Source organism: Sphingomonas insulae, assembly GCF_010450875.1.
Classification (GTDB): Bacteria; Pseudomonadota; Alphaproteobacteria; order Sphingomonadales; family Sphingomonadaceae; genus Sphingomonas; species Sphingomonas insulae.
The window spans coordinates 2,429,363-2,455,428 of sequence record NZ_CP048422.1; the positions used below are offsets into that span (position 1 = coordinate 2,429,363).

Consider the following 26,066-nt stretch of genomic DNA (forward strand, 5'->3'; position numbering starts at 1 on the left):
CGCCGATCATGACCAAGCCACTTGCAGACCAACTCGCGCTGGTGACCGGCGCGAGCCGCGGCATCGGTGCCGCCACCGCCATCGCGCTGGGCGCGGCGGGCGCACACGTCGTGCTCACCGCCCGCACCGCCAAGGACCTGGAGGGCGTCGAGGAGACGATCTTCGATGCCGGCGGATCGGCGACGATCGCCCCGCTCGACCTGACGCAGACCGACAGCATCGCGCGGCTGGCATCGGCGGTCGGCGAACGCTGGCAGGCGCTGGACGTGCTGGTGCTGAACGCCGGCATGCTCGGCAGTCTCGCTGCGGTGCCGGCGATCGATCCCAAGGAGCTGGCGCAGGTGCTGACGCTGAACGTCAGCGCACAGGTCGCCATGATCCAGGCGTTCGACGCGATGCTGCGCAAGGCATCGGCGGGCAAGGTGATCGGCGTCACCTCCAGCGTCGGGCGCAACGCGCGCGCCTATTGGGGGGCCTATGGCGCGTCCAAGGCGGCGTTCGAGACGATCCTGGACGCCTATGGCGACGAGACGAGCGAGATCAGCGGCATCCGCACCGCGATCGTCGATCCCGGCGCGACCCGGACCAAGATGCGCGCCCGCGCCTATCCGGGAGAAGACCCGGCATCGGTGAAGCCGCCCGAGACGGTGGCGGAACGGATCGTCGCGCTGGCGATCGCCGGTTTTACCGCGGGGCACCGCGAGCGGGTGGGATGACGCCGGGCTGGACGCCGGTCAGCGCTTGACCAGCGTCACCTGCGCGACATCGATGCCGCGACCGCGGAAGCCGCCTTCGCAGTACATCAGATAATAGCGCCACAGGTCGCGAAAGCGGGCATCGAGCCGTTCCGGCAGGCGGCCGGCCTGATCGGCGTTGTCGAACCGTTCGCGCCAGTGGCGCAACGTCTGGGCATAATCCAGGCCGAAGCTGTGATGATCGGTCCACGCGAGGTCCCGCGCCTCGCAGAGCGCACGAAAGCGGCTCTCCGACAGCAGCATGCCGCCGGGAAACACATAGCGCTGGATGAAGTCGACCCCGAGCGCATAGCGTTCGAACACGTCGTCGGCGATGCTGATATATTGGATCGCGGCACGGCCGCCGGGTTTCAGTAGGCGTGCCAGCGTGTCGCAATAGATCGGCCAATAGGCCTGACCGACCGCCTCCACCATCTCGATGCTAGCGATCGCATCGAAGCGGCCGGCGACGTCGCGATAGTCGGTCAGCGATACGGTGACGCCGGGCAGATGCCGGGCATCGACCGCAGCCTTCTGCTCGGTCGAGAGGGTCAGCGCGTGGACCGTGCGTCCCGCAGCGGACGCCGCCGCGGCGAACGAGCCCCAGCCGCAGCCGATTTCGAGTATGGTATCGCCGGGCGCGGTGCCGGTGCGGGCGAGGATCGCGGCCAGCTTGCGGTCCTGCGCCGTGTCCAGCGTATCGCCGGGATCGAAGATGCCGCTGGAATAGGTCAGGCCGGGATCGAGCCATTCGCGGTAGAAATCGTTGCCGAGGTCGTAGTGGTCGGCGATGTTGCGGCGCGAACCGTCGCGATCGTTGTGGCGCAGCGCGTGCCAGCCGCGCAGCAGCAGCTTCGACAGCCCCCCTGCCCGCGCGGTGCCGGCGAGGGCGACGCGATTGCGCATGAAGAGGTCGAACAGCGGCACGGGATCGGGGCTGGACCAGTCGCCGTCCGCCCAGGCGCGGTACCAGCCGACCGATCCGCCGGTCGCCAGCCGGGTGAGCGCGCGCCAGCGATGCAGGCTGACGATCGGTACCGGTCCGGGCCTGCGCCCGCCGAGCAAGCGGTGGGTGCCGTCGGGCAGCCGCGCCTCGATACCGCCAGCCTCCAGCCCGGCATCGATCCGGTCGAGGAACCGGTGAAAAACGGGCGCGAGCACGCGGTGCTGTAATGTGTCCCCTGGCATGTCGGGCGCGCTCATGCCGCAGCTTTCAGTGTTGGGAAAGGCCCGGTGTTCCGATCCGGCCCGTCAGCCTGCGCCGAACGCCTCGCCGAGCGTCAGAATGGCCGCGACGTGGCGGCGGGCGATCTCCAGTGCATCGTCGCCATAACCGCCGCCGACGGTGCTCGCGAGCGGGACACCGGCGGCGAGGCGCGCGATCAACCGTTCGCGGCGGGCGAGGCCATCCAGGGTCAACGACAATCGACCGAGGCGATCGCCGGCGAAGGGATCGACGCCGGCCTGGTAGAGGATCAGTTGCGGCCGGTGTTCGGCAAGGAACGGCGCCAGACTGTCCGCCAGCGCGGCGAGATAGGCATCGTCATCCAGCCCGTCCGCCAGCGGCACATCCAGCGTTGAGCGAGCTTTGCGAGCAGGAAAGTTCTTTTCGGCATGGATCGAATAGGTGGCGATGCCCGGCCGTCCGGCGAGCAGCGCGGCGGTGCCGTCGCCCTGGTGGACATCGCAGTCGACCACCGCCAGCCGGTCGACGGTCCCCTCCTCGATCAACCGTACCGCAGCGATGGCGAGATCGTTGAACACGCAATAGCCGGCACCTGTGTCGCCGAGCGCATGATGGCTGCCGCCCGCCGTGTTGGCCGCGAAGCCGTGTTCCAGCGCGAGATGTGCCGCGAGCCAGGTCCCGCCCGGTACCGCCTGCGCGCGGGCCGCGACTTCCGGCGTCACCGGAAAGCCGATGCGGCGGGTCTTGGCGGGCGGCACCCGCGCTGCCAGCACCTCGGCCACGTAATCGGGATCGTGCACCGCCTCCAGCCACGCCTGCGGCATCGGATCGGGAACATGCCAGGCGACGCGGTCCCCCTCCGCCCGCAGCAGGTCGCGGATCAGGCCGTTCTTGTTCCAGCGATAGGTGGAGCGCGCCGGCGCGGGCGCGACATAGGCGGGATGATGGACGATCGCGATCACGTCACCTAGTTAGGGTGCCGACCGGCGCCGCCCAAGCGCCACCGGAGAAAGCCGCATGACCGATACGCCGTCCGCCACTCCACCCCTGCCGTTCGTCCGCCCGGACGTGCGCGGCTTCCTGGACTATCTGAATGCCATGCCCGGGCCGCGCACGCACCAGATGACGCCTGACGCGGCGCGGCAGGTGTATCATGCGATGAAGGATGTCGCCGATCTGCCCATCGGCGACGTGGCGGTGACCCGCGACCTGACCATTCCCGGACCGGCCGGTGCGATCCCCGCGCGCCTGTTCGACGCACGCGAAACGCGCGAGCCGGGCCCTGCCCTGGTCTTCTTCCACGGCGGCGGTTTCGTGATCGGCAATCTCGATACGCACGCGGGCTTCTGCGCCGAGATGGCGCGGGTGCTCGACGTGCCGATCGTGTCGGTCGACTATCGGCTGGCGCCGGAACATCGCTGGCCCGCGGCACCCGACGATTGCGAGGCGGCAGCGCGCTGGGTCGCGCAGAGCCCGGCGGAACTGGACCGCCGCGTCACCGGCCTGGTGCTGTGCGGCGACAGCGCCGGCGGCACGCTGGCGATCGTCGCGGCGATGGACCTGCGCGATCGGCCCGCGGCGGTACCGGTAATCGTGCAGGCCCCCATCTATCCCGCCGCCGACACGTCGAAGCCCTATCCGTCGTTCGACGAATTCGCAGACGGCTTTCTGCTGACCCGCGATACCATGCTGTGGTTCGCCGACGCCTACGCCGCCGACATCGCCGACAGTCGCGGTTCGCCGCTGGTCGGGCGGCTGCAGGGCCTGCCGCCGGCGGTGATCGTCACCGCCAGCCTCGACCCCATTCGCGATCAGGGCCGGGCCTATGCCGCCGCGCTGGTGCAGGCGGGTGTGCCGGTCGTATTCCGCGAGGCGGTCGGCAACGTGCACGGCTTCGTCACGTTGCGCAAAGCTATCCCATCGAGCGCGGGCGATGTCGCCGGCTATCTCGCCGCGTTGAAGGACGCGATCGTGGCGGCGGACGCCGGACGGGTCGTGGCGCAGGCGGCAGGCGCATGAGCGACCTGCCCTACCGCCCCTGCGCGGGCATAATGCTGGTCAATCGTGCCGGGCAGGTGTTCGTCGGACAGCGCATCGATTCGACGCTGGAGGCGTGGCAGATGCCGCAGGGCGGGATCGATCCGGGCGAGGATGCCTATGCCGCCGCGGTCCGCGAGCTCGGCGAGGAAACCGGCGTCGCGCCCGAACACATCACGCTGATCGCCGAGGCGCCCGACGAACTGTTCTACGATCTGCCGGAGGACATGATCGGCAAGGTCTGGAAGGGCAAATGGCGTGGGCAGCGCCAGCGATGGTTCCTGTTCCGGTTCCTCGGCGAGGACAGCGACATCGACATCGCGACCGAGCATCAGGAGTTTCGCGCCTGGCGCTGGAGCGATCCGGATGACCTGCCGGCCATGATCGTGCCGTTCAAGCGGGCGCTGTACGAGGCCGTGCTCGCCGCATTCAGGCCTCACCTCGCCGCAGACGAAACGACCTGAGCGATTTTGGGGTTTCCTGTACGGCCTCAGCCGGTAGAGCCACGTTCGTGCGTGCCCTCCTCCCCATGATCGCCGCTCTGCTGGCCCCGTTCCTCCTCGCCAATGCGGCGGCCGACGATGCGCCCGACGACAGCCGGGTGCCGATCCCCGCCGCGATCCGGTCGATGCTCGATTCGGCGATCGAAAGCGGCAACGACGGCGATGTGTCGGTCGTGGTGAAATATGCCCGCCTCGCCGATCCGGCGAGTGCGGATGCGGTGCTGGCGATCGCGCAGAAGTGGCGCAACGACCGCGCGCAGGCGCGGCAGACGACGATCCGCCAGGCGAGCATGTTCGACCTGTGGAGCGGCCGCGCCGAACTGGGCGGCTACATCACCACCGGCAACACCGACAGCAAGGGCGGAGCGGCCGTGCTCGACCTGACGCGCGAGGGGCTGCAATGGCGCCACAAGTTCCACGCGCAGGCGGATTATCAGGAAAACGCCAACATCACGACGCGCGAGCACTACCTCGCCAGCTACGAACCCAATTACAAGATCGACGACCGTCTCTACGTCTATGGTGCCGCGCAATATGAAGCAGATCGGTTCCTAGGTTATTACAATCGCTATTCCGCATCCGCGGGTGTCGGCTACAGCGCGATCAAGTCGCCCAAAATTCGACTGGACGTCGAACTCGGCCCGGCATTCCGTCAGACGGCTTTCACTGATCAGACGGAGCAAAGCAACGTCGCCGGCCGCGGCACGCTGGCGTTCAACTGGAAACTGCTGCCCGGCCTGTCGGTCACGCAGAATGCCGCAGCCTATGTCCAGAGTTCCAATTCGACGCTGAGCGGTACGACGTCGGTGAACGCGAAGCTGATCGGACCGTTGTCGGCGGCGCTGTCCTATAACGTCCAGTATGAAAGCATGCCGCCGGTAGGATCCGTATCGACCGACACGACCAGTCGGGCATCGCTCGTCTACAGCTTCTAGGCGCTGCGCGGTTCCCCCCGCCGGTCGCTTGGTCTAGCGTCGGCGCGATGAGAGGATTGTCTACGAACGAGCAGGCGCTGGTCGACCATGTCGATCAGGCAGCGATGCTGCGTCAGGTCGAAACCTGGTCTGCGGTGAACAGCGGTACGCGCAATCTGGCGGGCGTGGCGCGGATGGCGGCGCTGCTGACGGAGGCCTTTGCCAGCTTGCCCGGGACGCTGGACCTCATCGAGGCCGAGCCGGTGCAGGCGGTCGGCGCGGACGGCAGCGTCAGCACGCTGGAACACGGGCGCCACCTGCATGTCGTGGTCCGCCCGGATGCGCCGATGCAGATGCTGTTCACCGGCCATATGGATACCGTCTACCCGGTCGATCACCCGTTCCAGACGCTGACCGCCCGCCATGACGGGACGATCAACGGGCCGGGCACCGCGGATATGAAGGGCGGGCTGGCGGTGATGCTGGCCGCGCTGGGTGCGATCGAACGCCGGCCTGAGGGGGCGCGCCTCGGCTACGAGGTCGTCATCAACGCCGATGAGGAGACCGGGTCCCTGTCATCGGGCGCGCTGCTTGCCCGCGCGGCGGCGGGCAAGGTCGCGGCGCTGACCTACGAACCCGCGCTCGCCGACGGTACGCTGGCGGGCGCGCGTGGCGGCACGGGCAATTTCTCGATCGTGGTGCGGGGGCGCAGCGCGCATGCCGGCCGCAATCCGGACGATGGCCGGAACGCCATCGTGGCGGCCGCCGCCCTGGCGGTGCGCCTGGCCGATGCGCGCGGGCCGGGGCTGGCGGTCAATCCCGCACGGATCGACGGCGGCGGCCCCAACAATGTCGTCCCCGACCTCGCCATCCTGCGAGTCAACTTTCGCCCTGCGGCGGCCAGCGAGATCGTCCGGGCGCGCGCGGCGATCGACGACGCCGTCGCCGGCATCGCGGCGGCGCATGACGTGGCCATAGAGGTGCATGGCGGCTTCAACCGTCCGCCCAAGCCGCTCGACGCCGGTGCGGAACGACTGTTCGGACTGGTCGCGGACGCGGGTGCGGACCTGGGGATGAGCATCGGCTGGCGGGCGACGGGCGGGGTGTGCGACGGCAACAACATCGCCGCTGCCGGCGTGCCGGTGGTCGATACGATGGGCGTGCGGGGTGGCGCGATCCATTCCGCCGACGAATTCATGATCGTCGACAGCCTTGCCGAACGCGCCGCATTGTCGGCGCTCACGATCAGCCGCATCATCGACAGGGGTCGGCCATGACATTCCGCATCCGGGCCGCCCGCGCCAGCGACCTCCAGCACCTGTATGAAATGGCGAAGCTGACCGGGGGCGGGTTCACCAACCTCCCGCCCGATCGCAAGGCGCTCGCGGCGAAGCTCGACCGCAGCGGCGCCGCCTTCGCGCGCGACGAGGAACTGGTCAGCGACGAATTGTTCGTGTTGATGCTGGAGAATGCCGCGACCGGCGAGGTGCGCGGCACCTGCCAATTGTTCACGCAGGTCGGGCAGCAGCATCCCTTCTACAGCTATCGGCTCGGGACGCTGACCCAGCACAGCAAGGAGCTGGAGCGGACGTTTCGCGCCGAGATGCTGGCGCTGACCACCGACCTAGAGGGGGCATGCGAGGTCGGCGGGCTGTTCCTGCATCCGGGGGAACGCGCCGGCGGCCTCGGCCTGCTGCTCGCGAGGAGCCGCTACCTGTTCATCCGCGCGCACCGGGCGCGCTTTGCCGACCGCATCCTTGCCGAATTGCGCGGGATCATCGACGAAGCGGGCGGGTCGCCGTTCTGGGACGGCCTGGCCGGACGCTTCTTCGGCATGAATTTCCAGGACGCGGACCAGTTCAATGCGACCAATGGCCATCAATTCATCGCCGACCTGATGCCCAAGCATCCCATCTATACGGCGATGCTGTCCGAAGCCGCACGATCCGCGATCGGCCTGCCCCACCCGAGCGGCCGCGCGGCGATGCGGATGCTGGAGAACGAGGGGTTCCACTACGAAAATTATGTCGACATCTTCGACGGCGGACCGACGATGACGGCGCGCACCGACAAAGTCCGATCGATCGCGGAAGCGCGCGAACATCCCATCGTCGCGATCGACGGCGATGGCGGTACCGAATCGCTGGTGGCGGTCGGCCGGCTCGACGACTTTCGATGCGCCTTCGGCATGGTGCGCGAGGCGGGCGACGGCATCGTCCTTTCGCGGGCATGCGCAGATACGCTGGCGGTCGTCGAGGACGACGTGGTGCTCCACGTGCCACGGTGGTGACGGCCATGCTGACGGAGATCAATTTCGACGGGATCGTCGGGCCAAGCCACAATTATGCGGGATTGTCGGCCGGCAACCTGGCGGCGACGGCCCATGCGGGACTGGTGTCGCATCCGCGGGCCGCGGCATTGCAGGGGCTCGACAAGATGCGCGCCAATCTGGCGGCCGGACTGGTGCAGGGTATCCTGCTGCCGCATCGTCGGCCCAACCATCGCTGGCTTGGTGCCTTGAGCACGACCTTCGACGATGCATCGCCGCTGTTACAGGCACAGGCGATGTCCGCATCGGCGATGTGGGCGGCGAATGCGGCGACCGTTTCGCCCGCACCCGATACCGCGGACCGGCGTTGCCATCTGTCGGTCGCCAACCTGATGACGATGCCGCATCGCAGCCACGAATGGCCGGAAACGCTGGCGCAGCTGAGGACCGCGTTTTCGAACGATGCGTTTGCGGTGCACGGACCGGTGCCGCCACCGTTCGGCGATGAAGGGGCAGCGAATCACATGCGACTGGCGAGGTCGCACGACGCGCCGGGGATCGAGGTGTTCGTGTACACGCTGCCCGGTGGACGCTTTCCGGCGCGGCAGCATCCCCAGTCGGGCGAAGCCATCGCCCGCGCCCACCGGCTCGATCCGGGGCGCACTTTATTCGTCCAGCAATCGGACGAGGCGGTCGCGGCCGGTGCGTTTCATAACGACGTCGTTGCGGTCGCCAACGAACGCGTCCTGTTCGCGCACGAGCAAGCCTTTGTCGACAAGGCGCGCTTCTACGCCGATCTCTACCGCCTGTTGCCCGAGGTGGAGATCGTCGAGGTGCCGGCAAGCGAGGTCAGCCTGGACGATGCCATCGCATCCTATCTGTTCAACGCGCAGCTGGTGACGACGGCCGCCGGCCCGACGCTGATCGTGCCGGCCGAGGCCCGGGCCAATGACGCGGTGTGGGGCTGGCTGGAACGCCATCGCGCCGGCAACGGGCCGATCCGCCGTGTCGAGACGGTCGACGTCAGCCAGTCGATGGCGAACGGTGGCGGTCCGGCCTGTCTGCGGCTGCGGGTCGTCGCCGACCCTGCGACGGTCGATTCCCGGTTCTTGGTCGACGATGGCAAGCTAGATGCGATCGGTGAGGTGGTCCAGCGGTGGTGGCCCGCGGCCATCGAACCGAACGCGCTCGGCGATCCCGCGCTCGCGCGCGATATCGCGATTGCCCATGACCGACTGCTGGAGGCGCTGGACCTGTCGGGTTACTTGACGATTAACCAATACTGATAGCTTGCGAACGGCGGATTTTCGCGACTGGCCTGTACTTTGCTTTGCATCAGCGCATGTGGATCCGGATCAGACGTCTCTTCACGATCAAGACCAAGTTCGAGGCGTTCCTCGTGATCTACGGGCTCGGCCTCGGAGCGGTCGAGCGGGGCGTCCATTATCTGCAGCAATATCCCGGCTATGGCGGCTGGCTGCTGTTCGCATGTTGCCCAATCGCGGTGTTCATGGTGGGCGGTGTCCTGCTCGATGCGGTCGAGCGGCGGCAGCAGAACTAGAACCGCCCCCAAGGATAAGTTCGTCGCTTCCTTTGGTAGCGTGCTTATCTGGACGGACATGACCGGGCTAACCCATTTGCAGCGGCTCGAGGCCGAAAGCATCCACATCATGCGTGAAGTCGTCGCCGAGGCGGAACGACCGGTGATGCTATATTCGGTCGGCAAGGATTCGGCGGTGATGCTGCATCTCGCCAAGAAAGCCTTCTATCCGGCGAAACCGCCCTTTCCCCTGCTTCATGTTGATACGACGTGGAAGTTTCGGGCGATGTATGACCTGCGCGAACGCGCTGCTGCGGCCGCCGGTATGGAGCTGATCGTCCATCGCAACCCTGAGGCGGTGGCGGCGGGGATAAATCCGTTCGATCATGGCGCACGCCATACCGATCTGTGGAAGACGGAGGGACTGAAGCAGGCGCTCAAAGCGGGCGGCTATGACGTCGCGTTCGGCGGTGCCCGGCGCGACGAGGAAAAGAGCCGCGCGAAGGAGCGCATTTTCTCGTTCCGGTCGGCCAGCCAGGGGTGGGACCCGAAAGCACAACGCCCGGAATTGTGGAACCTCTACAACGCGCGCATACACCGCGGCGAAAGCATCCGGGTATTCCCGATCAGCAACTGGACCGAACTCGATATCTGGCAATACATTCTTGCCGAGGGGATAGAGATCGTACCGCTCTATTTCGCCGCACCGAGACCCACGGTGGAACGCGACGGCATGCTGCTGATGGTCGATGACGACCGCTTTCGTCTTCACCCCGGCGAAGTGCCGGTCGAGCGGTCGATCCGCTTTCGTACGCTCGGTTGCTACCCGCTGACCGGCGCGGTCGAAAGCGAGGCGACGACGCTGCCGGAGGTCATCCAGGAGATGCTGCTGACGACGACCAGCGAGCGCCAGGGCCGGGCGATCGATCACGACCAGACCGCCAGCATGGAGAAGAAGAAGCGCGAGGGGTATTTCTGATGACGGCCTATACGCCCGATGCGCTGATCGCCGAGGACATCGATGCCTACCTCGATGCACATGCGCACAAGTCGATGCTGCGCTTCATCACCTGCGGGTCGGTGGACGACGGCAAGTCGACGCTGATCGGCCGTTTGCTGTATGATTCGAAGACGATCTTCGAAGATCAGCTCGCCGCGCTTGAAGCGGACAGCCGCCGCGTCGGCACGCAGGGCGAGAATATCGACTTCGCGCTGCTGGTCGACGGCCTCGCCGCCGAGCGCGAACAGGGCATCACGATCGATGTCGCCTATCGGTTCTTCGCGACCGACCGACGCAAGTTCATCGTCGCCGACACGCCCGGCCACGAACAATATACCCGCAACATGATCACCGGCGCCTCCACCGCCGACTGTGCCGTGATCCTGATCGACGCGCGCAAGGGCGTCCTGACGCAAACGCGGCGGCATTCGTTCCTGACGCACCTCATCGGCATCCGCCAGATCGTGCTGGCGGTGAACAAGATGGACCTCGTCGGCCACGATCAAGCGACCTTCGATCGAATCGTTGCCGACTATCGCGCATTCGCGGACAGTATTGGCGTCGGAGAGTTCACTGCGATCCCGCTGTCGGGCCTGAGCGGTGCCAACGTCGCGGCCCGGTCCGAAGAGATGCCCTGGTATGGCGGCCCGGCACTGCTGCCGCATCTGGAATCCATTCCGGTCGACGCCGATCGCGCCGCCGCGATGCCGTTCCGACTGCCGGTCCAATGGGTCAACCGACCCGACCTCGATTTTCGCGGGTTTGCCGGGACGATCGCGGGCGGGCGCGTGCGCGTCGGTGACACGGTACGGATCGTCCCGTCCGGCAAGACGACGACGATTGCCCGGATCGTAACGCTCGACGGCGACCGCGATGCCGCCGTTGCGGGCGAAGCGGTGACACTGGTCCTCGCGGACGAGGTCGACTGCTCGCGCGGCGACGTGATCGCCGCCGGCGAGGACGCACCCGAGGCGGCGAATCAGTTCGAGGCGACGATCGTGTGGCTCGCCGACACAGCCTTGGTGCCCGGCCGGGGCTATTGGCTGAAACTGGGTACCCGGACTGTCGGTGCCACCGTCCAGCCTCCGGCGCATGTGGTGGACATAAATACGCAGGCGCATTTGTCCGCAAAGACGCTGGCGCTCAACGACATCGGCGTGGCCGAGGTCTATACCGACGCGCCGATCGTTTTCGCGCCGTACACCGACAGCCACGAGCTGGGCGGGTTCATCCTGATCGATCGGGAGACCCATGCGACGGTCGCCGCGGGCATGATCCATCATGCCCTGCGCCGCGCGCAGAACGTCCACTGGCAGTCGGTCGACGTGACGCGGGAAGCGCATGCGCGGCAAAAGGGTCAATCGCCCCGGTTGTTATGGCTGACCGGCATATCGGGCTCGGGCAAGTCGACCATCGCCAATCTCGTCGAGAAGAAGCTGCATGCGCTCGGCCGTCACAGCTTCCTGCTCGACGGCGACAATGTGCGCCACGGCCTCAACAAGGACCTGGGCTTCACCGATGCCGACCGGATCGAGAATGTCCGCCGGGTCGGCGAGGTCGCCAAGCTGATGACCGATGCCGGGCTCATCGTGCTCACCGCCTTCATCTCGCCGTTCCGCGCCGAGCGCGACATGGTGCGCGGGATGTTGCCGCCGGGCGAGTTCGTCGAAATCTTTGTCGACACCCCGCTGGCGGACGCGGAGGCGCGCGATGTAAAGGGCCTGTATGCCAAGGCCCGTGCCGGCGAAATCGCGCACTTCACCGGCATATCGAGCCCGTACGAAGCGCCCGAGCGTCCGGATATCCGCATCGACACGCGGTCGGAAAGCGCCGAAGCTGCAGCGGAACGGATCGTCGAACATGTCCTTGGCGTGTGGAGTTTCGAATTGTGACATGCCTGCCCCTCGACGATGTCGAACTCGCGCGCAGCATCGCCGAGGAGGCGGGGGCGCTGCTGCTCGCCATCCGGGCGCGCGGTACCGAGCACGGCAAGGCGCTGGGCGATGCGGGTGACCGCGAGGCGAACGACCTGATCCTCGCCCGGCTCCGTGCAGCGCGGCCCGACGATTTCATCCTGTCCGAAGAATCGCTGGACGACACCGCGCGCTGTGCCGCGGAGCGCGTCTGGATCGTCGACCCCCTGGACGGCACGCGCGACTATGCCGATGGACTTAACGACTGGGCGGTACACATCGGGCTGGCGATCGGCGGCCGGCCGGCGGTGGGCGCGGTTGCGGTGCCGCCTGCGGGTCGCATCTACACGACCGCCGATGCGCGGGGCGCGAGGCGGACCTGCGGCGTGCCGCCACGGATGGTGGTGAGCCGCACGCGTGCGCCCGAGCTGATCGAGCGGGTCGGACGCGCGCTGGAAACGACCCGCGTCGGCATGGGGTCGGCGGGGGTCAAGGCCATGGCGGTGGTCGATGGTCGTGCCGACATTTACCTGCATGACGGCGGCCAATATGAATGGGACAATTGCGCACCCGCCGCGGTGGCGCTGGCCGCCGGGCTTCACGCATCGCGGATCGACGGCAGTCCGCTGATCTACAATTGCGCCAATCCGCTGCTGCCCGACCTGTTGATCTGCCGCCCGGAACTGGCGGAGCAGGTGCTCGCCGCGATCGCGGCTACGCGATAGCCTCCGCTTCCGCGATACTGCGCGCATTGGCATAGCGGCGGGCGATCACCGCGCAGGCGACCAGCTGGATCTGGTGGAACAGCATGACCGGCAGCAGCACCACGCCGACTTGCGCCGCCGGGAACAGCACGCCGGCCATCGGCACGCCCGATGCCAAGCTCTTCTTCGATCCGCAGAACAGCAGGACGATCGCGTCTTCGCGGGTGAAGCCCAATACCCGGCCGGCAAGCCAGGTCAGCACCAGCACGATACCCAGCATGGCGGTGCATAGTAGCGCGATCAGCGCGAGGTCGGTGCCCGATACGCGGCTCCACAATCCTTCGACCACCGCCGCCCCGAAGGCCGAATAGACGACGAGCAGGATCGACCCACGGTCGACGAGCGTCAGCAACGCCTTTTGCCGGATGACGAAGCCGCCGATCCATGGCCGCAGCAGATGGCCGGCGACGAACGGCACCAGCAACTGCAACACGATCGACTGGACGGCCGACAGTGCGATGCCACTGTCCTGCCCGCCGATCCCGCGCATCAGCAGGGCGACCAGGGCCGGTGTCAGGACGATGCCGATCAAATTGGAAAAGGACGCGCTGCACACCGCCGCCGCCACATTGCCGCGGGCGATGGCGGTGAAGGCGATCGACGACTGCACGGTCGATGGCAGCAGGGTGAGGAACAGCAGGCCGGACGCCACGGGCCCCGCAAGCCCGGGCACGTTGCCAAACGCCAGGCCGAGCAGCGGGAAGACGACGAACGTGGTGGCGAACACCGCGGTATGCAGGCGCCAATTGCGCGCGCCCTCCCATATCGCTTCGCGCGACAGCTTTGCGCCGTGCAGGAAGAACAGCAGCACGATGCCGACGTCGGCGGCATCCGCGGCGACGGTTGCCCAGATACCCCGCGCGGGCAGCACGCTGGCCAGCACCACGGTACCGAGCAGCATCAGGATGAACGGTTCGACGAGCGACAGGATACGACGGATCATGGTGGGCGGTCTAACGTGCGAGGGTATGGATGCCACCCCGGCGCGACTGCAAATATCGCGCGACCACATGCGCGCCACGTATGCAGGCGATGGCCGCCACATACGAAAACCCCCGCCAGGCTATAGGCCTGAAGCGGGGGAATTCTTGGTGCGCCCGGAACGATTCGAACGTCCGACCCTCAGATTCGTAGTCTGATGCTCTATCCAGCTGAGCTACGGGCGCACATTGGAGGCGCGCTGATAGCAGACGTTGCAGACCGCGCAAGTGCGTTGCGCGATTTTCTTGGTCCGCATAGAGGCCAATCATGAAAAACGCCGCTTCGATCGCCGTCATCGTCCTGTCGCTCGCGGGCTGCACGCGCGATACCACCGCCTATCCGTCGCTGGCGCCACGCGCGGTCGAGAAGCTGGGCTTCGCCGAGCCGGAGGTGCCGATCGTCGAGGCCAAGCCTGACCCGGCTCTCGATGCACGTGTCGCCACCCTCGGCCGATCGCTGGATGGGACCAGCAAGGGGTTTGCTGCGGATGCCGCCAAGGCGGAAGCGGCCGCCGGACGGGCGCGCGGCAAGGCGGTCGGCAGCGATGCGTGGCTGGATGCCCAGACGACGTTGGCGCAGCTCGACGATTGGCGGGCGCAGACGTCGGCGTTGCTGACCGACGCGGACCAGATCGCCAGCGACCGGGCCGCAGCGCTGGCGCCGCCCTATCCCTCGCTCGCGAGCCTGCGCGAGCGGATCGCGGCCGAAGCGCAGCGACAGAGCACGACGATCGATCGGCTGCAGGCAGCGTTGCCGGCAGCCTAGGGCTTCCACTTCAGCAGCGGCAGGATCGTCGAATAATCGTCGGTCCAAGCCTCTATGCCCGCCTTGCGGATCAGCGGCGCCCAATGCGGATCGCCCGCGGTCAGCGCTCGCACCGTGGCGACATCGGGCGACAAGGCGATCCACTGGCTCGCCGATGCGATCGCGGTGTATTTGGGGGGCTGGTAGTAGAGCTTAGCGGCATGCCAGCCGCCGTCCGCCGCGAGCGCTGCCACCACCGGCTCCAGATCGAGGAACCGGTTGGAGATGTGCACCAGCAGCAGGCCGCGGGGCTGGAGGACACGGGCATAAGCGGCGAACGCCTCCCGCGTCATCAGGTGCATCGGGATCGCGTCGGACGAAAAGGCATCGAGCGCGAGCAGGTCGAGGCTTGCCGGCATGTCGCGTTCCAGGCTGAGCCGGGCATCGCCGATCCGGATCGTCGGATCGGGCAGGCAGTTTTTCAGATAGCTGAACTGGCCGGTGTCGCGCGCGATGCGGATCACCGCCGGATCGATCTCGTAGAATCGCCAGCGCTGCCCCGGCTGCGCGTAGCAGGCGAGCGTGCCGGTGCCGAGCCCGACCACGCCGACCCGCGCCCCCCGGCCATACAGCCGATCGAGTGCCCCCATCGCCTGGCCGATGCCGGACGGCGGCGCGTAATAGGTGGTCGGCAGGCGTTCGAGCACCGGATTGCCGGTGAACTGGATGCCATGGACGGTGGTGCCATGGTCGAGTTCGCGGACACCGCCACGGTCGCGGATCGTGTAGACACCGAAATAGCTGCGCGTCCGCGCGCCCTGTTCCAGCGACAGTTCGACCGCGCGCCAGCCGCCGAAGATCACCAATGTGACCGCGAGGATCACGGCGTAGGAGGTGCGGGCACCGACGGAAACGATACCGACCGCGGCGATGGCGATGAAGGTCAGGCCCTGATGCCCGTCGCCGAACAGGTCGGCCGGACCCCAGAAGGTCAATCCCATGAACGTCAGCAGCACCGCGGCGATCACGCCCTGGGCGATGCGCCGCCGGACGGGGGTCATCCACACACGGCGGATGCCGGCGGTCAGGTACACTTGCGGCACCAACAGTCCGGCCGCGAAGATCAGGATCGGATATTCGTAGGTCCAGTCGAACACCACCGGCGCGACCAGCCCGGCGAATACCCCGCCGAGCGCACCACCGAACGCCATCGCCAGATAAAAGCCGGTCAGCCGGTCGGGATCGGGGCGCAACCGGTACATGCGGGTGTGCAGCGCGACCGAGACCATGAACAACAGGCTGAGCGCGATGCCGAGATTGGCGAGCGGCATCAGGCTGACGCCGCCGATCATGATGCCACCGAACAGCAGGATGGTGATCGGGGCGATCCGGGTCAGCAGGTCGGCGATCTCGCGGTTGGCGGCAAAGGCGATCGTGAAGCTGAGGAGATAGAGCCCGAGCGGCAACACCCACAGCAACGGCATCGCGACGATATCGGTGGTGATGTAAGTGGATGTCGCCAGCATCAATCCCGACGGGACCAGCGCCAGGACGATCCAGTGCAGCACGCGGCCACGCGTTGCGGGCACGCTGGTGGGACGTGCGGTTTCACCGGTGGCGGCGCGCGGCAGGCGCAGGGCGCACAGCGCCACGAGGGCGATCAGCAGGACGTAGCCACCGCTCCACAGCCAGCTTTGCTGGCGCAGCGCCAGCAGTGGTTCGACCAGCAACGGATAGGCGATCAGGCCGCCGAAGCTGCCGAGGTTGGACGCCGCATAGAGCGCATAGGGGTCGCCGCCGCGGCTGGCGATGCTGAACCAGCGTTGCACCAGCGGTGCCTGCGCGGATACGGCGAAAAACAACGGCCCGATCGACGCACCGAGCAGCCATGGCACCCACAGGGCCGGCGTGACCCCCGCCGACCCGCCGCCGATCGCCAGGCCGATCGGCAGCCAGATCACGCCCACCAGCAACACGCACAGATGGATGACGGCCTGGAGCCATGGCCGGACGCGGGCCAGCGCATGGGCGTAGGCGTAACCGCCAAGCAGCAGCGTCTGATAGACCAGCATCGCCGAATTCCACACCGCCGGCGCGCCGCCCAGCCGCGGCAGCGCCATGCGCGCGACCATCGGCTGGACGAGGAACAGCAGGAACGACCCGGTCAGGATCGTGCCGACGAAGGTGATCCGGCAGGCGCGCGTGGCGGCGGCAGCGCTCACGCGACCGGCCTCGCGATCCGATAGAGGACGTGGCGTTTCAATGGGCTGTCATCGGGTACGAACGGATGGTCGAAATCACCACCGCGCACCCGCACCATTCCCAGACGCTCCATGAGCGTCCAGCTGGCGACATTGGCGTTTACGGTGATCGCCACGACACGTGGCGCCATCGTCGCGGCCCAGACATGCGACAGGCTCGCTCGCGCCGCCTCCAGCGCATAGCCCTGCCGCTGGTGCTCGGCCGCGAATCGCCAGAGGATCTCCATCTCGCCGGCGATCGGTAGGCCGGCGGGAGCAGGCTTGGCACCGCATACGCCGAGCGGCGCGCCATCGGCCTTGCGCTCGACCAGCCAGGCGCAGGTTTTATGCGACGCCAGAAAGCCCCGCTGACGGTCGAATGCCTGATCGTCGTCGTCCTGCGAGCGCAAGGGGCCGAGGTAGCGCATTGTCCAGGGATCGTTCCCCAGGCGATGGAACAGCGCGCGATCGTCCTCGCGCCAGCCCCGCAGGATCAGCCGCTCGGTCTCGATCATGCGCCGAGCAACCGCGCGGCATGCGCGGCGTGATAGGTGAGGACGCCGGAACAGCCGGCCCGCTTGAACGCCATCAGCGTTTCAAGCACCAATGCGTCGCGTTCGCCAGCACCGGCCGCCACGGATGCTTCCAGCATCGCATATTCGCCGGACACCTGATACGCGAACACCGGCACCTCGAAGCGCTGTTTCACCCGGACGATGATGTCGAGGTAGGGCAGGCCCGGCTTGACCATGACGCTGTCCGCGCCCTCCGCGAGGTCGAGGGCGACCTCGCGCAGCGCCTCCTCGGCATTGGAGGCGTCCATCTGATACGTCTTCTTGTCGCCCTTCAGCAGCCCGCGGCTGCCGACCGCGTCGCGGAACGGACCGTAAAAGCCGCTGGCGTATTTGGCGGCATAGCTCATGATCTGGACGTTATGGGCGCCCTCGCCCTCCAGCGCTGCGCGGATCATGCCGATGCGGCCGTCCATCATGTCCGAGGGCGCGATGATGTCGGCGCCCGCGCGCGCCTGATTCACTGCCTGATGGATCAGGATGTCGGCGGTGGTGTCGTTGACGACATAGCCCGCCGCATCGACCAGCCCGTCATGGCCGTGGCTGGTGTAGGGATCGAGCGCGACGTCGGTCAGCACGCCAACCCCCGGCACCGCATCCTTGATCGCCCGCGTCGCCCGGCACATCAGGTTGTCGGGATTGAGCGCCTCGCGCCCCTCCTCGGTCTTGAGGTGGGCAGGCGTGTAGGGAAACAGTGCGACGCAGGGGATGCCGAGGTCGCGCGCCTCTTTCGCGCGGGCGACGATGTTGTCGACCGACCAGCGCGACACGCCGGGCAGGCTGGCGATCGGCTGTTCGATCCCCTCCCCTCGACGATGAACAGCGGCCAGATCAGGTCGGCCGGCGTCAGCACGGTTTCGGCATGCATCCGCCGGCTCCAGCCGGAGGCACGGGTGCGGCGCAGGCGCAGGGCGGGATAGGCGGCGGTCATGACGTATCCACTTGTCGGTGAGCGGCGGCTTTGATGGATCGCGGCGCACTTGCCAAGCGTTGCGCAGGCGTAACCGATCGGAACCACATGACCCAATTCACGTCTGCCGCTCTGATCGTCAACGCCAAGTCGCGCAAAGGTCAGAAGCTGTTCCGGCGCGCCTGTGCGGCGATGAAGGGCCTGCCCTTCCCCGTCGACGCCCATGCGGTCGAGGACCCCGACGACCTGGAACAGACGGTGAGCGCCGCGCTGGCCAGGAAGCCGCAGCTCGTCATCCTGGGCGGCGGCGACGGCACGGTCAGCGGACTGGTCGACATGCTGGTCGGCAAGGATGTGGTGCTCGGCGTGCTGCCGCTGGGCACCGCCAACAGTTTCGCCCGCACGCTCGGCCTGCCCCTCGACGTGGAGGGTGCCATCGACGTGATCCGTACCGGCCGGCCGAAACGGATCGACCTGGGCATGATCGACCGGGATTATTTCGCCAATTGCGCGGCGATGGGGATCAGCCCGCAGATCGCCGAGACGGTGCCGCATGGCCTGAAGAAGGTGCTGGGGCGGATCGGCTATCTCGGCTGGGCGACGTGGCAGTTCGCGCGGTTCAAGCCGTTCATCCTGACCGTCGACGACGGCAGCGGGGCAAAGACGATGCGGGTGGTGGAGGTGCGGATCAGCAACGGACCGTATCACGGCGGCACCTGGCTGGTGGACGAGGCATCGATCGCGTCGGGCGAAATCGTCGTGCAGGCGGTGACCGGGCGTTACAAGCGGACGCTGGCGAAGAACTGGGCGGCGAGCTTCTTCCGGCACGAATCGCGGCATCAGGACACCGTCAGCTTTTCGGGCAAGTCGTTGCGGATCGACACCAAGCCATCATTGCCGATATCGATCGACGGCGAGGTGCTGGCGCATACGCCGGTCACGGCACGGGTCGCGGCGGGGGTGATCGAGGTCATGGTCCCCGCCTGATCCCCGCCCCTCATCCGGTGGGCTGCAGGCGCCCGCCGGGCTCGGCGACGGTATGGCTGTGTTCGTGCGCTTCGTCGGGGTCGGCGGCCACGACCAGATTGCCGCGCCGCCAGTTGCCGTAGCGGTAATAGAGGATCGCCATCACGAGGTTGGCGACCGATCCGACGGGGAAGCTCCACCACAGGGCATCCGCGCCGAGCCACGCGCGCGCGCCGAGCGCGAAGCCGATCCGCACCGGATACATCGAGACGAACAGGAACAGCAGCGGCGCCAGCACCGCACCGTTGGCGCGGACGGTCGAGAACAGGACCATGGTGACGCCGAACACGACGAAATTCCAGCTGGCGATCAGCTGGATATGACGCGCGATCGGCAAGGCCGGGCTGTCGGCGGGGACGAACAGCGTCATCACCTGCCGGTCGAACAGGATCACCGCGGCGACCATCACGCCGGTCAGCATGACGTTGTAGAGCACGCCGTAGCGGGTGACGCTGCCGACCCGATCCCAGCGGCCGGCGCCGATGTTCTGCGCCGCCATGGCGCTGACCGCGGCACCGATGGCGAGCGCGGGCATCTGGATATAGGTCCATAATTGCTGGGAGACGGCATAGGCCGCGGCGGTATCGACGCCCTGCCGGTTGACCAGGCCGACCATCGTCAGCCCCGCGGACGACATGACCAGCATTTGCGCGCCCATCGGCAGGCCCTTGCGGATGATCGTGCCGGCAAGGTCGCGGTTCGGCCTGATCCAGCCCAGTTCCGCCCCGCGCAGGCGGATCGGCAGGTCCTTGGCATAGACATAGGCGACGAGGCCGGCGACGGCGAGGTGGTTGGCGATCAGCGTCGCCCACGCCGAACCGGCGATGCCGAGCCGCGGGAACGGCCCCATGCCGGCGATCAGCAACGGGTTGAGGCCGCTGTCGAGCACGACGCTGAGCCCCATGAACCACAAGGGCGTCAGCGAATCGCCGGTGCCGCGCAGGCCCATCATGATGAGCACCAGCAGCATCGATGCGGGCAGGCCGAGGAAGATGACCTGCAGATAGGCCTGGGGCAGCGCCATCGCATCGCCGGGCGTTGCGAGCAGATGCAGGATCTCGGCAGAGAACAGCCAGCCGAGGATCGCGATGCCGACCGATCCCATCAGCACCAGCCCGATCGCCGCGCCGAACGCGCGCCGGCCGCCCTCGACATCGCGGCGACCAAAGCTCTGCCCGACGAGGATGGTCGCCGCCATGCCGAAGCCGAACACCGCCCCGAACATCAGGAACATGATGATGTTGGCGTTGGATGTCGCCGCCAGCGCCCCCTCGCCCAGAAAGCGGCCGACCCAGATCGCGTTGATCGACCCGTTCAGCGATTGCAGGATGTTCGACCCCAGCGTCGGCAATGCGAAGGCTAGCAGGGTCGCGCCGATCGCACCGGACGTCAGGTCGCGCTGGGGTTTCGGCACGGGTCTATCCTGTCGGGCTGTGATGGGGACGGGTGATTCGGGGCGCGGATGCAGTGGCCAGACGCGCGGAAGTTGCCGAAGTTGCCACTACGTCGCGATGCGAAGCGCTTGCCGTCGGGCGGTCGGTATTCGGATACGGATGAGGGGGTGCCGGGCCATCCCGGGAGGCTGGCAGATTTGGGACTTGTAGGACAGGGCTTGCTTGCTCTCCTCCTTCGTACCCCGGCCAAGGCCGGGGTACGAAGAGGGGTCATCCCAGCCGTGCCAGCGCGGCCGACAGGCGGTCGGCCTCGGCAGCCTTGTCGGCGTGGTCGGCCCTGGCCTTTTCCACCGCTTCCGGCTTGGCACGCTCGACGAAGCTCGCATTGCCGAGGCGCCCGGCCAGCGCGTCGCGTTCCTTGGCGGCGGCGGCGATCGCCTTGGTCAGGCGGCTGCGCTCGGCGTCGAGGTCGATGACGCCTTCGAGCGGGAGGACGAACGTAACTTCGTCGACGACCACCTGCGCGGCACCGCCGGCCGCGTCGCCCTCGGCACGCTCGACCCGCGCGAGACGGGCGAGCACCGCCGCCTGGCGGGCGAGCCGTTCGCTGGTCACCGGCCCTGCATCGCGGACGTACAGCGGCAGGCGTGCGCCGGGGGGCACGTTCAATTCGGTCCGCGCGGCACGGATTTCCCCGACGAGGCGGATCAGCCAGTCGATTTCCTGCTCTGCCGCGGGATCGAGGCTGCGCGCGTCCGCCATCGGCCATTGCGCGACGATCAGGTCGTGGGCGCGCGGCGCCCCGGCCGGGGCCATGGCATGCCACAATTCCTCAGTGATGAACGGCATGAACGGGTGCAGCAGGACGAGGATCTGGTCGAGCACCCAGCCGGCGACGGCCTTGCTCTCCGCATCGATCGTGCCGCGTTCCTCGCCGGCCTGGACCGGTTTGATGAGTTCGAGATACCAGTCGCAGAACCGGCTCCAGACGAACTGGTAGATCGCGTTCGCGGCGCCATCGAAGCGATAGTCGGCAAGCGCGAGGTCGACCGCCTGCACCGTGCGCACGGTTTCGGCGATGATCCACTGGTTGACCGCGAGGCTCGCCTCGGGTGCTTCGAGCGTCGTCGATCCGCCGATGCCGTTCGCCTGGCAGAAGCGGCTGGCGTTCCACAGCTTGGTGGCGAAGTTGCGATAGCCCTCGACCCGCTTCTCATCCATCTTGATGTCGCGGCCCTGGCTTTCCATCGCCGCCATGAAGAAGCGCAGCGCGTCGGCGCCGTATCTGTCGATCAGGCCGAGCGGATCGACGGTGTTGCCCTTGGACTTCGACATCTTGGCGCCGTCCGCCGCCCGGACGAGGCCGTGGAGGTAGAGCGTCCTGAACGGCACATCCTTCATGAAGTGCATGCCCTGCATCATCATGCGGGCGTTCCAGAAGAACAGGATGTCGAAGCCCGAGATCAGCACGTCGTTGGGATAGCGGCCGCCGAGCGTCGGGTCGGTATCGTCCGGCCAGCCCATCGTCGCGAACGGCCATAATGCTGATGAAAACCACGTATCGAGGACGTCTGGATCGCGGGCAATGCTGATCTTGTAAAAATTGGGCAGTCCATCAGGTGTCGTCTGGGGCACGACGCCCGATACGGTACCGAGGATGATTTCTTCGTGCGGTCCGTAATACTCCTGCGCGAGCCTTAAAGCTTCTTCCTCTGTTTCAGCAACAAATGCCTTATTGCCAGAGAGCGGTGCATTTCCGCTGTCGCGGGCAGCACCTTGCTTGTTCACTTGCATCACTAGCTTGCCGTCTCGAAGTTCCGGGCCGAACCACGCCGGGATGCGATGCCCCCACCACAATTGCCGCGACACGCACCACGGCTGGATGTTCTCCATCCAGTTGAAGAAGGTCTTTTCCCACGTCTTCGGCACGATCCGAATCGCGTCGCTGCGCACCGCGTCGATCGCCGGTTTCGCCAGCGTCGCGGCATCGACGTACCATTGATCGGTCAGCCAGGGTTCGATCACCACGCCCGAGCGATCGCCATAGGGCGTCTGGATGGTGCGCGGTTCGGCGTCGTGTTCCTCGCCGTCCTTGTCGACATGCGGGATCAGCACGCCGTCCGCCTTCAGCCGGGCGACGACCGCCTTGCGCGCATCGGCGGTGGCGAGGCCGATCAGGTCGGCGGGGATCAGCCCGTCGGCGGTCTGGACGATATGCGCCTTGGCATCGAGCATGTTGAGCATCGCCCGCGCCTCGATCCCGGCGCGGCGGCCGACCTCGAAATCGTTGAAATCGTGGCCCGGCGTGATCTTCACCGCGCCCGACCCGAGTTCGGGATCGGCATGTTCGTCGGCGACGATCGGGATCAGGCGACCGGTGATCGGCAGCCGCACCTGCTTGCCGATCAGGGCGGTGTAGCGTTCGTCGGTCGGGTGCACGGCGACCGCCATGTCGGCGAGCATCGTCTCGGGCCGCGTCGTCGCGACCTCGATAAAGCCCGATCCGTCGGCGAGCGGATAGCGCAGTCGCCAGAAGCTGCCGCGCACCTCACGCGTTTCGACCTCGAGGTCGCTGATCGCGGTGCCGAGGCCCGGGTCCCAGTTGACCAGCCGCTTGTCGCGGTAGAGCAGGCCCTGCCGGTGCAGTTCGACGAACACCTTCAGGACGGCCTTGGAAAAGCCCTCGTCCATCGTGAAGCGTTCGTTGGCCCAGTCCATCGAGCAGCCGAGGCGGCGGAGCTGACGCGTGATCTCGCCGCCGCTCTCCGCCTTCCAGTCCCACACCCTGGCGACGAATTCGTCGCGGGTGAAGTCGGTGCGCTTCTGCTGCTTCAGCGCCATCTGCCGCTCCACGACCATCTGCGTCGCGATGCCCGCATGGTCGGTGCCGACCACCCACAGCGCATCCTTGCCCTTCAACCGCGCATGCCGCGTCAGGATGTCCTGCAGCGTATTGTCGAGCGCATGGCCGATATGCAGCGAGCCGGTGACGTTGGGCGGGGGTTGACGATCGTCCAGGGTTCGGCGCCGGGCCGGTCGGGACGGAACTGGCCGCTGGTCTCCCAATGGTCGTACCAGCGCGATTCGATGGCGGCGGGGTCGAAGGTCTTGGGAAGCTCGGTCATGGCGCCTCCCTTAGCGGGGGGTGACGCGGTTCGTCACCCCCCGCCCGCCTCCGCTAAACGAGTCGGGCCAAGACGCGGGTTACTTCGCCGTCCACCGGTTCATCCAGCCGAGCACCTCGCCGTACCATTGGCGCGAATTCTTCGGTTTCAGCACCCAGTGGTTCTCGTTCGGGTTGACGAGCAGGCGCGAGGGGATGCCGCGGCGTTGGAGGGCGGTGAAGGCGGCGAGCCCTTGTGTATAGGGGATGCGGAAGTCCTTTTCGCCGGTGATGACCAGCATCGGCGTCTTCCAGTTCTGGACGTAATTGACCGGGTTCCACTTTTCATAGGCGGCGGGGTCCTGGTGATAGGTCTTGCCGCCGTGTTCCCATTCGTCGAACCACAATTCCTCGGTCTCGTACGCCATGGCGCGGGCGTCGAAGACGCCGTCGTGCTGGACGATGCACTGGAAGCGATCGGCCCACTGGCCCTCGATCCAGTTCATCATATAGCCGCCGTAGGAGGCGCCGAGCGCGCAGGCGCGGGTGCCGTCGAGCCAGGCGAACTTCGTCGTCGCGGTGGCGAGGCCTGCCTTCAGGTCCTCGAGCGGCCAGCCGCCCCAATTGTTGCTGATCGCGTCGGTGAAGGCCTGTCCGTAGCCGGTCGAGCCGTGGAAATCGACGGCGACGAGGCCATAGCCCGCGCCGGCGAACACCGCCGGGTTCCAGCGATACGACCAGCTGTTGTCGCTCGACCCCTGCGGTCCACCGTGGACCATGAAGGCGACGGGCACCTTCCCGGTGCTGCCGGCGGGCTTCACCGCATAGCCCCAGACGGTGTCGTTGTTGGCGCCGGTGAAGCTGAACCGGGAGACGGTCGGCATGTCGATCCCGGCGAGCCGGGCGGCGTTGACCGCCGTCAGGCGAACGGGTTTGCCCTTCGCGAACACGGCGTAGAAATCGTCGGGCGCGGTCAGGCTGTTCATCGCGATCACCGCGCCCTTCGGCGTCGGCGCGACCGCGGAGACGTGGCCCGCCTGCGTCAGGCGCGTTACCTTGCCCGACGCGGGGTCGACGGCGAACAGCGGGTTTTCCTGCGTATCCTGCGCGGTAACATAGATGCGCTTCGAATCGGGCGACCAGGCGATCGATCCGACCGAGCGGTCCCAATTCTCGGTCAGCGCGCGCACCTGCCCGGTGGCGAGATCGCGCAGCATCAGCACTTGCCGGTCGGCTTCGAAACCGGGGCGCTTCATCGCGAACCATGCAAGGCTGCGCCCGTCGGGCGAGACGGTTGGCAGATTGTCGGTTGCCCGATTGGCGGCGGTGAGATTGACGGGCGCCGCCGATCCATCGGCAGGAGCGGACCAGATGTCGAGGTTGGTAGACAGCGGTTCGGTGGTGCCGGCGATGCGGAGGGCGAAATAGACGGTTTTTCCGTCCGCGCTCCACGACACCTCTTCACCGCCGCCGAACGGGCGCGAGGGGGCATCGCCGTCGATGCCATGGCCGATCGCAACGCCGTCGCCCGGCGCGCCCGCGGCGGTGAGCGGCAGCACGAACAGCTGCGAATGCGTGCCGTCGACCCAGCGATCCCAATGGCGGACGAACAGCTTGTCGTAGACCCGGCCCTCGCCGGCGTTGGCGTCCTTCTTCTCCAGCGCGGGGGCGAGGCTGGGTGCGTTGGGCTTGCGATCGGCCCAGACGAGGATGCGGTCGCCGGTCGGCGCGACCTTGAAACCGCCGAAGCCGCCCTGGAACCCGGTCAGTTTCCGGGGCTGGCCACCGGTGACGGGCATCGCCCAGATCGCATCGTCGCCGCCCTTGTCGGAGCTGAAATAGACGGTGGAGCCGACGATTTGCGGGTCGTTCTCGTTGACGTCCGCTTCGGCGAGCAGCGGCTCGGGCTTGGCGCCCTTGCGCCCCAGGTCGAGCCGCCAGAGGTCGTAGCGACCGCGGTTGGCGGTAAGGTCGGTTTCGCGCTGCGCCCAGACCAGCCATTTGCCATCGGTCGATGCGGTGGGTGCACCGACGCGGCTGAGCGTCGATACGTCATCGATGGTGAGTTGGCGGGCGGCGGCGGGAGCGGCGGACAACGCGGTGGTCAGGGCGGCGGTCAGGGCGGCGGGGGCGAGCAGGCTCGCGGTGAGGAGCGTCTTCATGGCGAAAGGGTAGGACGAACGCGATGCGCGGGCAACGGCCGCGCGAGCGCATTTCTACGGCGTGCCGACGAACG

General features: G+C 67.3%; 21 protein-coding genes, 1 tRNA gene and 1 pseudogene. 13 read left to right on the forward strand and 10 right to left on the reverse strand.

Features of this window, described 5'->3' with window-relative positions:
• Positions 1-8 precede the first annotated feature (8 nt).
• On the forward strand, positions 9-716 hold the full coding sequence (locus tag GTH33_RS13195; RefSeq protein ID WP_163958782.1) for an SDR family NAD(P)-dependent oxidoreductase: 708 nt from the start codon (positions 9-11) through the stop codon (positions 714-716).
• A gap of 18 nt (positions 717-734) precedes the next feature.
• Here the strand turns inward: GTH33_RS13195 and GTH33_RS13200 are convergent, their stop codons facing one another.
• Together GTH33_RS13200 and GTH33_RS13205 are read right to left on the reverse strand one after the other, a co-directional pair.
• A complete protein-coding gene (locus tag GTH33_RS13200) occupies positions 735-1,937 on the reverse strand; it encodes an SAM-dependent methyltransferase (protein ID WP_163958783.1) in 1,203 nt (400 codons plus the stop codon).
• Between the two features lie 48 nt (positions 1,938-1,985).
• Complete coding sequence (locus tag GTH33_RS13205; protein ID WP_163958784.1) at positions 1,986-2,882, reverse strand: histone deacetylase family protein; 897 nt, start codon at positions 2,880-2,882, stop codon at positions 1,986-1,988.
• Positions 2,883-2,937: 55 nt separating this feature from the next.
• Between GTH33_RS13205 and GTH33_RS13210 the strand changes: the two genes are divergently transcribed.
• From GTH33_RS13210 to GTH33_RS13255, 10 genes are read left to right on the forward strand one after another with little or no spacing between them, the layout of a single operon-like run.
• Positions 2,938-3,939 (forward strand): alpha/beta hydrolase, encoded by a 1,002-nt coding sequence (locus GTH33_RS13210; protein WP_163958785.1) that lies wholly within the window; start codon positions 2,938-2,940, stop codon positions 3,937-3,939.
• The gene (locus GTH33_RS13215; RefSeq protein WP_163958786.1) at positions 3,936-4,421 is read left to right on the forward strand and encodes an RNA pyrophosphohydrolase; all 486 of its coding nucleotides are present in this window, start codon (positions 3,936-3,938) and stop codon (positions 4,419-4,421) included. The genes GTH33_RS13210 and GTH33_RS13215 overlap by 4 nt, the downstream gene beginning before the upstream one ends.
• Before the next feature lie 47 nt (positions 4,422-4,468).
• Positions 4,469-5,395, forward strand: a complete 927-nt coding sequence (locus tag GTH33_RS13220; protein WP_249054899.1) for a DUF481 domain-containing protein — start codon at positions 4,469-4,471, stop codon at positions 5,393-5,395.
• Between the two features lie 47 nt (positions 5,396-5,442).
• Complete coding sequence (locus tag GTH33_RS13225; RefSeq protein ID WP_208403982.1) at positions 5,443-6,651, forward strand: hydrolase; 1,209 nt, start codon at positions 5,443-5,445, stop codon at positions 6,649-6,651.
• Positions 6,648-7,664, forward strand: coding sequence for an arginine N-succinyltransferase (locus tag GTH33_RS13230; protein ID WP_163958787.1), 1,017 nt, complete (start codon positions 6,648-6,650; stop codon positions 7,662-7,664). Before GTH33_RS13225 ends, GTH33_RS13230 begins: the two co-directional genes overlap by 4 nt.
• Positions 7,665-7,669: 5 nt before the next feature.
• Complete coding sequence (locus GTH33_RS13235; protein ID WP_208403981.1) at positions 7,670-8,929, forward strand: N-succinylarginine dihydrolase; 1,260 nt, start codon at positions 7,670-7,672, stop codon at positions 8,927-8,929.
• Between the two features lie 56 nt (positions 8,930-8,985).
• Positions 8,986-9,204 (forward strand): hypothetical protein, encoded by a 219-nt coding sequence (locus GTH33_RS13240; protein WP_163958789.1) that lies wholly within the window; start codon positions 8,986-8,988, stop codon positions 9,202-9,204.
• A 58-nt stretch (positions 9,205-9,262) separates the two neighbouring features.
• Entirely contained in the window at positions 9,263-10,162 is a 900-nt protein-coding gene (gene cysD / locus GTH33_RS13245) for a sulfate adenylyltransferase subunit CysD (RefSeq protein ID WP_163958790.1), read from the forward strand.
• Positions 10,162-12,075 carry a sulfate adenylyltransferase subunit CysN gene (cysN, locus tag GTH33_RS13250; RefSeq protein ID WP_163958791.1) on the forward strand — a complete coding sequence of 638 codons (1,914 nt, stop codon included), beginning with the start codon at positions 10,162-10,164 and terminating at the stop codon, positions 12,073-12,075. Before cysD ends, cysN begins: the two co-directional genes overlap by 1 nt.
• On the forward strand, positions 12,072-12,821 hold the full coding sequence (locus GTH33_RS13255) for a 3'(2'),5'-bisphosphate nucleotidase CysQ (protein WP_163958792.1): 750 nt from the start codon (positions 12,072-12,074) through the stop codon (positions 12,819-12,821). The genes cysN and GTH33_RS13255 overlap by 4 nt, the downstream gene beginning before the upstream one ends.
• Here GTH33_RS13255 and GTH33_RS13260 read toward each other — a convergent pair.
• Together GTH33_RS13260 and GTH33_RS13265 are read right to left on the reverse strand one after the other, a co-directional pair.
• Entirely contained in the window at positions 12,811-13,803 is a 993-nt protein-coding gene (locus tag GTH33_RS13260; RefSeq protein ID WP_163958793.1) for a bile acid:sodium symporter family protein, read from the reverse strand. The genes GTH33_RS13255 and GTH33_RS13260 overlap by 11 nt on opposite strands.
• A gap of 146 nt (positions 13,804-13,949) precedes the next feature.
• A tRNA-Arg gene (locus GTH33_RS13265) sits at positions 13,950-14,026 on the reverse strand.
• A gap of 82 nt (positions 14,027-14,108) precedes the next feature.
• Between GTH33_RS13265 and GTH33_RS13270 the strand changes: the two genes are divergently transcribed.
• Positions 14,109-14,606 (forward strand): hypothetical protein, encoded by a 498-nt coding sequence (locus GTH33_RS13270; protein ID WP_163958794.1) that lies wholly within the window; start codon positions 14,109-14,111, stop codon positions 14,604-14,606.
• On the opposite strand, the gene GTH33_RS13275 is transcribed toward GTH33_RS13270, so the two are convergent.
• The 3 genes and pseudogenes from GTH33_RS13275 to hemB all read right to left on the reverse strand — a co-directional run bounded on the left by GTH33_RS13275 (position 14,603) and on the right by hemB (position 18,532).
• A complete protein-coding gene (locus tag GTH33_RS13275; RefSeq protein WP_163958795.1) occupies positions 14,603-16,807 on the reverse strand; it encodes a spermidine synthase in 2,205 nt (734 codons plus the stop codon). The genes GTH33_RS13270 and GTH33_RS13275 overlap by 4 nt on opposite strands.
• The gene (locus tag GTH33_RS13280; protein ID WP_163958796.1) at positions 16,804-17,340 is read right to left on the reverse strand and encodes a GNAT family N-acetyltransferase; all 537 of its coding nucleotides are present in this window, start codon (positions 17,338-17,340) and stop codon (positions 16,804-16,806) included. Before GTH33_RS13280 ends, GTH33_RS13275 begins: the two co-directional genes overlap by 4 nt.
• Positions 17,337-18,532, reverse strand: a pseudogene (gene hemB / locus GTH33_RS13285) (porphobilinogen synthase). The gene GTH33_RS13280 and the pseudogene hemB overlap by 4 nt, the downstream one beginning before the upstream one ends.
• On the opposite strand from hemB, the gene GTH33_RS13290 reads away from it, so the two are divergent.
• On the forward strand, positions 18,416-19,294 hold the full coding sequence (locus GTH33_RS13290; protein WP_163958797.1) for a diacylglycerol/lipid kinase family protein: 879 nt from the start codon (positions 18,416-18,418) through the stop codon (positions 19,292-19,294). The pseudogene hemB and the gene GTH33_RS13290 sit on opposite strands and share 117 nt — an antisense overlap.
• Positions 19,295-19,304: 10 nt before the next feature.
• Here GTH33_RS13290 and GTH33_RS13295 read toward each other — a convergent pair whose 3' ends face one another.
• The 3 genes from GTH33_RS13295 to GTH33_RS13305 form a co-directional block, all read right to left on the reverse strand.
• Positions 19,305-20,747, reverse strand: coding sequence for an MATE family efflux transporter (locus tag GTH33_RS13295; RefSeq protein ID WP_249054901.1), 1,443 nt, complete (start codon positions 20,745-20,747; stop codon positions 19,305-19,307).
• A gap of 250 nt (positions 20,748-20,997) precedes the next feature.
• Positions 20,998-23,793: a valine--tRNA ligase gene (locus GTH33_RS13300; protein ID WP_249054902.1), complete on the reverse strand. Its 2,796-nt coding sequence runs from the start codon at positions 23,791-23,793 to the stop codon at positions 20,998-21,000.
• Positions 23,794-23,931: 138 nt separating this feature from the next.
• A complete protein-coding gene (locus tag GTH33_RS13305; protein WP_163958798.1) occupies positions 23,932-25,992 on the reverse strand; it encodes a S9 family peptidase in 2,061 nt (686 codons plus the stop codon).
• Positions 25,993-26,066 lie beyond the last annotated feature (74 nt).

Bases quoted from the DNA above. Each gene is read 5' to 3' on its own strand.
- GTH33_RS13195 (WP_163958782.1), top strand. From the start codon at position 9: ATGACCAAGCCACTTGCAGACCAACTCGCGCTGGTGACCGGCGCGAGC.
- GTH33_RS13200 (WP_163958783.1), bottom strand. From the start codon at position 1,937: ATGAGCGCGCCCGACATGCCAGGGGACACATTACAGCACCGCGTGCTC.
- GTH33_RS13210 (WP_163958785.1), top strand. From the start codon at position 2,938: ATGACCGATACGCCGTCCGCCACTCCACCCCTGCCGTTCGTCCGCCCG.
- GTH33_RS13215 (WP_163958786.1), top strand. From the start codon at position 3,936: ATGAGCGACCTGCCCTACCGCCCCTGCGCGGGCATAATGCTGGTCAAT.
- GTH33_RS13225 (WP_208403982.1), top strand. From the start codon at position 5,443: ATGAGAGGATTGTCTACGAACGAGCAGGCGCTGGTCGACCATGTCGAT.
- GTH33_RS13230 (WP_163958787.1), top strand. From the start codon at position 6,648: ATGACATTCCGCATCCGGGCCGCCCGCGCCAGCGACCTCCAGCACCTG.
- GTH33_RS13235 (WP_208403981.1), top strand. From the start codon at position 7,670: ATGCTGACGGAGATCAATTTCGACGGGATCGTCGGGCCAAGCCACAAT.
- GTH33_RS13240 (WP_163958789.1), top strand. From the start codon at position 8,986: ATGTGGATCCGGATCAGACGTCTCTTCACGATCAAGACCAAGTTCGAG.
- cysD (WP_163958790.1), top strand. From the start codon at position 9,263: ATGACCGGGCTAACCCATTTGCAGCGGCTCGAGGCCGAAAGCATCCAC.
- cysN (WP_163958791.1), top strand. From the start codon at position 10,162: ATGACGGCCTATACGCCCGATGCGCTGATCGCCGAGGACATCGATGCC.
- GTH33_RS13260 (WP_163958793.1), bottom strand. From the start codon at position 13,803: ATGATCCGTCGTATCCTGTCGCTCGTCGAACCGTTCATCCTGATGCTG.
- GTH33_RS13270 (WP_163958794.1), top strand. From the start codon at position 14,109: ATGAAAAACGCCGCTTCGATCGCCGTCATCGTCCTGTCGCTCGCGGGC.
- GTH33_RS13280 (WP_163958796.1), bottom strand. From the start codon at position 17,340: ATGATCGAGACCGAGCGGCTGATCCTGCGGGGCTGGCGCGAGGACGAT.
- GTH33_RS13290 (WP_163958797.1), top strand. From the start codon at position 18,416: ATGACCCAATTCACGTCTGCCGCTCTGATCGTCAACGCCAAGTCGCGC.
- GTH33_RS13305 (WP_163958798.1), bottom strand. From the start codon at position 25,992: ATGAAGACGCTCCTCACCGCGAGCCTGCTCGCCCCCGCCGCCCTGACC.